Raw genomic sequence first — 6,153 nt, 5'->3', positions numbered from 1 at the left:
GACGTTGTGGCGCAGCTCGTACAGCAGCGTCTCGAACAGGTTGAAGGCCTCGGTCTTGTACTCGTTCAGCGGATCGCGCTGGCCATAGCCGCGCAGGCCGATGACGCCGCGCAGGTGGTCCAGATGGACCAGATGCTCGCGCCACTGCATGTCGATCATCTGCAGCAGGAACTGCTTCTCCAGACCGCGCGTCTGGTCGGCGCCGATCTGCTCCATCCGTTCGGCGGCCCGGGCGTCGGCGGCGGCCACGACCCGTTCCTCGATCTCCTCGTTCGACACGCCTTCCTCGGCGGCCCAGTCGTGCAGCGGCAGCTCCAGACCCAGGGTCGAGCGGATCTTCTCGTCCAGCCCGTCGATGTCCCACTGCTCGGCATAGGCCTTGGGCGGCATATGTTTTTCGATCAGGTCCGAGATCACGTCATGGCGGAACTCGCCGACCAGTTCGGACAGATCGGTCGAGTCCATGAACTCCTGGCGCTGCTCGAACACGGCCTTGCGCTGGTCGTTCACGACGTCGTCGTACTTCAGCAGATTCTTGCGGATATCGTAGTTGCGGGTCTCGACGCGCTTCTGGGCGGTCTCGACGGCGCGGTTCAGCCACGGATGCGAGATGGCCTCGCCCTCGGCGACGCCGAAGCTGCGCATGATGGCGTCCAGACGGTCGCCGGCGAAGATGCGCAGCAGGTCGTCCTCGCAGGACAGGAAGAATTTCGACGTGCCGGGGTCGCCCTGACGGCCGGTCCGGCCGCGCAGCTGGTTGTCGATGCGGCGGCTTTCGTGACGCTCGGTGCCGAGCACGAACAGGCCGCCGGCGGCCAGCGACTTCTGCTTCTGCACGGCGATGTCGGCCTTCAGACGGGCCTCTTCCGCGGCCTCCATCTCCGGCGTGATCTCGACCGCCATGTTGCGGTTTTCCTGGCGCCACTTCTGCAGCCGCATTTCCAGGTTGCCGCCCAGCTGGATGTCGGTGCCGCGGCCGGCCATGTTGGTGGCGATGGTGACCACGCCCGGCAGGCCGGCGTCGGCGACGATATAGGCTTCCTGCTCGTGCTGGCGGGCGTTCAGCACGCTGTGCGGAATGCCCTTGCCGCGCTTGACCTCGATGTCGAAGTCCTCGTCCTTCAGGGCGGCGTAGGCCTTCTTGGCCTCACGGCGGACCTTCTCGTCCTCGCTGACGACCATCTCCATCAGCCGGGCGTGCTGCGGTTTGAGGGTCTTGAGCGTGACCTCGTACTCATGGGTCTTGAGCAGTTCGGACAGGGTCTCGGACTTTTCGATCGAGACGGTGCCGACCAGGATGGGCTGGCCCTTGACGTGGCATTCGGCGATCAGGCCGGCGATGGCCAGGTTCTTCTCGGCCTCGGTGCGGAAGATCTCGTCATCGTGGTCGATGCGTTTGACGGGCCGGTTGGTCGGCACCTCGAGGACATCCATCTTGTAGATGTCGAGGAATTCCTGCGCCTCGGTCGCGGCCGTGCCGGTCATGCCGGACAGCTTTTCGTAGAGGCGGAAATAGTTCTGGATCGTGACCGAGGCCAGGGTCTGGTTCTCGGGCATGATCTTCACGCCCTCCTTGGCCTCAATGGCCTGGTGCAGGCCTTCGGACAGCCGGCGCCCGGTCATCATCCGGCCCGTGAACTCATCGATCAGCATGACCTCGCCGGCCTTGATGATGTAGTCCTTGTCCTTTTGATACAGGGTGTTGGCGCGCAGGGCCTGGTTGATGTGGTGGACCAGGGTGATGTTGGCGGCATCGTACAGACCGGTGGTGTCGGGCGCGAACAGCTCGCGCTCCTCCATGATCTGTTCGATCTTCTCCGAGCCCTCCTCGGTCAGCAGCGCCTGACGCTGCTTCTCGTCGAGGTCGAAGGTGGTCTTGTCCTCGATCAGTTCCTTGATGATGCCGTCGACGATCAGATACAGGTCCGAGCGGTCCTCGGTCGGGCCCGAGATGATCAGCGGCGTGCGCGCCTCGTCGATCAGGATGGAGTCGACCTCGTCGACGATGGCGAAATGGTGCGGCCGCTGCACCATTTCCTTGCGGTCATAGACCAGGTTGTCGCGCAGATAGTCGAAGCCGAATTCGTTGTTGGTGCCGTAGGTGATGTCGGCCGCATAGGCCGCCTGACGCTGGCCCGACGACAGGCCGTTGACGATGACGCCCACTTCCATGCCGAGGAAGCGGTAGACGCGTCCCATCCATTCGGCGTCGCGCCGCGCCAGATAGTCGTTGACGGTGATGACGTGCACGCCCTTGCCGGACAGGGCGTTCAGATACACCGCCGCCACGGCGACCAGGGTCTTGCCCTCGCCGGTGCGCATCTCGGCGATGCCGCCGTCGTGCAGGATCATGCCGCCGGCCAGCTGAACGTCGTACTGGCGCTGGCCGAGGACCCGCTTGGACGCCTCGCGGGCGACCGCGAAGGCCTCGTTCATGATCTTGTCGAGGGTCTCCCCCGCCGCCAGCCGGTCGCGGAAGGCGTCGGTCATCATCCGCAGCTCGTCATCCGACAGGGCGGCGAACTTGTCCTCCAGCGCATTGATCTTCTGGACCCGCCCCATGAAGTCCTTGACCTTGCGGTCATTGGAGGAGCCGAAAAACTTCTTGGCGATGCCGAGCATGGATGATCCGAAGGCGGGCGAGCGACAGGGGCTCTGGTACTGGAAGGTCTCGAAGGAGCGGCGACGACTTCGCCCGGAGGTCTCCGGCGTCGTCGGCCCGGCGCCCTGCTACACAGGCGCGCGCGAGGGCCGCGCGAACGTTCGAAAACCCCTCGACTTGGGCGCAGGCGGGACTTAAGCACCGACCTTATCCCTGTCAACGCGAGGGCCTTTCCCGCCCCGTGACGGAGCGCGCCCCCGATGAGGCTTTCCACCCCCTTCGCACCCCTCCTGATCGCCGCCTGCATGGCGCTGTCGCTCGGCGTGGCGGCCTGTGGCCGGGGCGCCGGATCCGACCGTCCGCCCGAGCCCGGCGACCGCGCCGTGGCCAGGGTCCAGGACCAGACCATCTGGGCCTCCGACGTCAAGCGCGAGGCGGTGGCGCAAGGCCTGGTGGGCGAGGGCGAGCCGCTGGACGTCACCTCGGACCTGTTCCGCCGCGTGCTGGACGAGGTCATCGACCAGAAACTGCTGGCCGCCGAGGCCGACCGTCGCGGTCTGGACAACTCCGCCCTGGCCCAGCGCCGGCTGGAGGCGACCCGCGAGCGCATCCTCGGCGACATGCTGGTCGAGACGGTCGTCAACGGCACCATCGACGACAAGTCGATCGAGACCATCTACCAGGAACAGGTCCGGCTGGCGCAGACCTCCGAGGAGGTCCGCGTGCGCCTGATCCTGTCGCGCACCCGGCCCGAGGCCGACGCCGTCATCGGCATTCTGGCCCAGGGCGCGGCCTTCGAGGCCGTGGCCGCCGAAAGCTCGATCGACGACGCCACCCGCTATTCGGGCGGCGATCTGGGCTACCGGACGCTGGACGTGATGCCCGAGGCCTACGCCAACGCCCTGCGCGACAAGCCGGCCGGCTCGACCGTCGGCCCGTTCCAGACCGAGGGCGGCTGGGCCGTGCTGCGGGTCGAGGACCGTCGCCGCGAAACGCCGCCGACCCTGGAGCAGGCCCGGCCGCAGATCGTGCGCTACCTGACCTATGAGGGCGTGCGCCAGCTGCTGGAGCAGCTGCGCGGCAAGGCGAAGGTGGACATTCTGCTGGAAGGCGACGCCGCCGGATCCCAGGAACCGGCCTCGGCGCCCCGGTCGGCCGCCACCCCGGCCCCGGCCCCGGCCCCCGCGCCCGCCGCCGCTCCCGTCGCGGCGAAAAAGTCGTGAGCCGTCCGCCCGAGGGCCGCGCCTCGACCGGCCAGAAGTTCGAACAGGCGCTGGAAAAGGCGCTGGACCCTCTGGCCACGGCTCTGAAACGCGCCACCACGCCGACGCCGAAACCGGCGGTCCCCGCCGCGCCGGGCAAGCCCGGTCTCGAAATCTCGCCCCTGGCCGTGCCCTTCCCGACCATTCCCCCCATCGGCGGGGTGCAGATCGCCACGGCCCGCGCCGGCTTTTACAAACATGAGCGCGACGACCTCGTCGTCTTCCACTTCGCCCGCGGCACCACCTGCGCGGGGGTCTTCACCCGACACAAGATCGGCTCGGCGCCGGTCGACTGGTGCAAGCGGCAGCTGGACGGGACCGGGGGCGGCGCCGACGTCCGCGGCCTGGTCGTCAACGCCGGCTGCGCCAACGCCTTCACCGGCAAGGCCGGGGCGGACGCCGCCCGGCGCACCGCCTCCGAAGTGGCCAAACGCTTCGGCTGCCGCCAGCGCGACGTCATGCTGGCCTCGACCGGGGTGATCGGGGTGGTGCTGGACGACCGCAAGATCACCGCCCGCCTGAACGACATCGAGACCGCCCTCGACGGCGACATGCACCCGACCGAGCAATGGGCGCGGGCGGGTCTGGGCATCATGACCACCGACACCTTCCCCAAGGGGGCCTACGCCGAGTGCAGGATCGAGGGCCACACGGTCCGCATCGCCGGCATCGCCAAGGGCTCGGGCATGATCGCCCCCGACATGGCCACCATGCTGGGCTTCATCGTCACCGACGCGGCCATCGCCCCGTCGGTGCTGCGCGCCCTGCTGGGCCTGCACGTCCGCACCACCTTCAACAGCGTCACGGTCGACGGCGACACCTCGACCAATGACACCTGCCTGGTGTTCGCCACGGGCGCCAGCGGGGCGCCGCGCATCGGCCGCGTCGGCGACCGTCGGCTGAAGGATTTCTCGGCCGCCCTCGACAAGGTCATGCTGGACCTCGCCCACCAGCTGGTCCGCGACGGCGAGGGCGCGACCAAATTCGTCCGCGTCACGGTGGAGGGCGCGGCCTCGCCCGCCTCGGCCCGCAAGCTGGCCAAGTCGATCGCCGACAGCCCGCTGGTCAAGACCGCCCTCGCCGGCGAGGACGCCAACTGGGGCCGGGTCGTCATGGCCGTCGGCAAGACAGAGGAGCCGGTCGACCGCGACCGCCTGGCCATCCGTTTCGGCCCCCATGTCGCCGCCGTCGACGGCGCCCCGTCCCCGACCTACGACGAGGCGAAAATGAGCGCCTATATGAAGAACGCCGAGATCGACATCACCGTCGACGTCGGCTCCGGCCGCGCCTCCGCCACCGTCTGGACCTGCGACCTGACCAAGCGCTACGTCGAGATCAACGGCGATTATCGCAGCTGATCGTGGTAGGATGCAGGGTATGAGCGGCACGACTTCGACACCCCCTGACGCCTTTCTGGATGATCGGGCGTTTGATGACCTCGCGGCGGGAAAGCTGTCACCTGCGGCGCTTGATCAGTTGCGGGCCAAGGTGCAGGCGGCGTTGAATGATCCGGACGACGGCGTCAGCCACGACGCGCTCTGGGATCGGCTGGAACAACGGATGAAGCGTGCCGTCGCCCGCGCCGCTTGATCTGATCTATCGGCGTGACGCCCAACGGGATCTCGACAACCTCTTCGACTACATCGCCGCGGACCGGCCAGTCGCCGCCGAACGATTCCTGCTTGAGATAAAGCGCGCTTGCGAAGGTCTGAGGTGGTTTCCGTTCATCGGCGTTCAGGCCGACCCGCAGGATGATCGGGTCCGGGTGCTGACCATCCGCCGCCGGGCGGCCATTCAATTCGCCGTCCTTGGAGAAACCGTGCACATCCTCGGCGTATCCTACAGGGGGCGAGACCTCTCGCATCTGATCGCCGAACGCCGCCCATGACCCTCCCCACCGTCCTCGTCGTCGCCGTGGCCCTGATCGACGCCGACGGCCGCGTGCTGATCGCCCAGAGGCCCGAGGGCAAGCAGCTGGCGGGCCTGTGGGAATTCCCCGGCGGCAAGGTCGAGCCCGGCGAACGGCCCGAGGCGGCGCTGATCCGCGAGCTGAAGGAAGAACTGGGCATCGACGTCAACGAGGCCTGCCTGGCCCCGTTCGTATTCACCAGCCACGCTTACGAATCCTTTCACCTGTTGATGCCACTGTGGCTATGCCGACGCTGGTCGGGCGTGGTTCAGAACCGCGAGCATGCGGCGCTGAAATGGGTGAGGCCGAACCAGCTGTCGGACTGGCCCATGCCGCCGGCCGACGAACCCCTGGTCGCCTGGTTGCGCGACCTGCTCTAG

At 67.7% G+C, this 6,153-nt stretch carries 6 protein-coding genes; 5 read left to right on the top strand and 1 reads right to left on the bottom strand.

What is annotated here, in order from left to right:
* A partial coding sequence (gene secA, locus WC555_RS12905) for a preprotein translocase subunit SecA (protein ID WP_373254136.1) occupies positions 1 to 2,622 on the bottom strand: 2,622 nt, incomplete at its 3' end.
* A 240-nt stretch (positions 2,623 to 2,862) separates the two neighbouring features.
* On the opposite strand from secA, the gene WC555_RS12900 reads away from it, so the two are divergent.
* From WC555_RS12900 to WC555_RS12880, 5 genes are read left to right on the top strand one after another with little or no spacing between them, the layout of a single operon-like run.
* Complete coding sequence (locus WC555_RS12900; protein WP_373254135.1) at positions 2,863 to 3,825, top strand: peptidyl-prolyl cis-trans isomerase; 963 nt, start codon at positions 2,863 to 2,865, stop codon at positions 3,823 to 3,825.
* Complete coding sequence (gene argJ, locus WC555_RS12895) at positions 3,822 to 5,222, top strand: bifunctional glutamate N-acetyltransferase/amino-acid acetyltransferase ArgJ (protein WP_373254133.1); 1,401 nt, start codon at positions 3,822 to 3,824, stop codon at positions 5,220 to 5,222. Before WC555_RS12900 ends, argJ begins: the two co-directional genes overlap by 4 nt.
* A 19-nt stretch (positions 5,223 to 5,241) precedes the next feature.
* The gene (locus tag WC555_RS12890; protein ID WP_373254131.1) at positions 5,242 to 5,454 is read left to right on the top strand and encodes a hypothetical protein; all 213 of its coding nucleotides are present in this window, start codon (positions 5,242 to 5,244) and stop codon (positions 5,452 to 5,454) included.
* Complete coding sequence (locus tag WC555_RS12885; protein ID WP_373254130.1) at positions 5,432 to 5,752, top strand: type II toxin-antitoxin system RelE/ParE family toxin; 321 nt, start codon at positions 5,432 to 5,434, stop codon at positions 5,750 to 5,752. Before WC555_RS12890 ends, WC555_RS12885 begins: the two co-directional genes overlap by 23 nt.
* Complete coding sequence (locus WC555_RS12880) at positions 5,749 to 6,153, top strand: (deoxy)nucleoside triphosphate pyrophosphohydrolase (protein WP_373254128.1); 405 nt, start codon at positions 5,749 to 5,751, stop codon at positions 6,151 to 6,153. Before WC555_RS12885 ends, WC555_RS12880 begins: the two co-directional genes overlap by 4 nt.

It is taken from the genome of Brevundimonas sp. (assembly GCF_041648615.1).
In the GTDB taxonomy this organism is placed as follows: Bacteria; Pseudomonadota; Alphaproteobacteria; order Caulobacterales; family Caulobacteraceae; genus Brevundimonas.
Note: the sequence above shows the minus strand (reverse complement) of the source record. Positions and strands in the feature narration are given on the sequence as shown.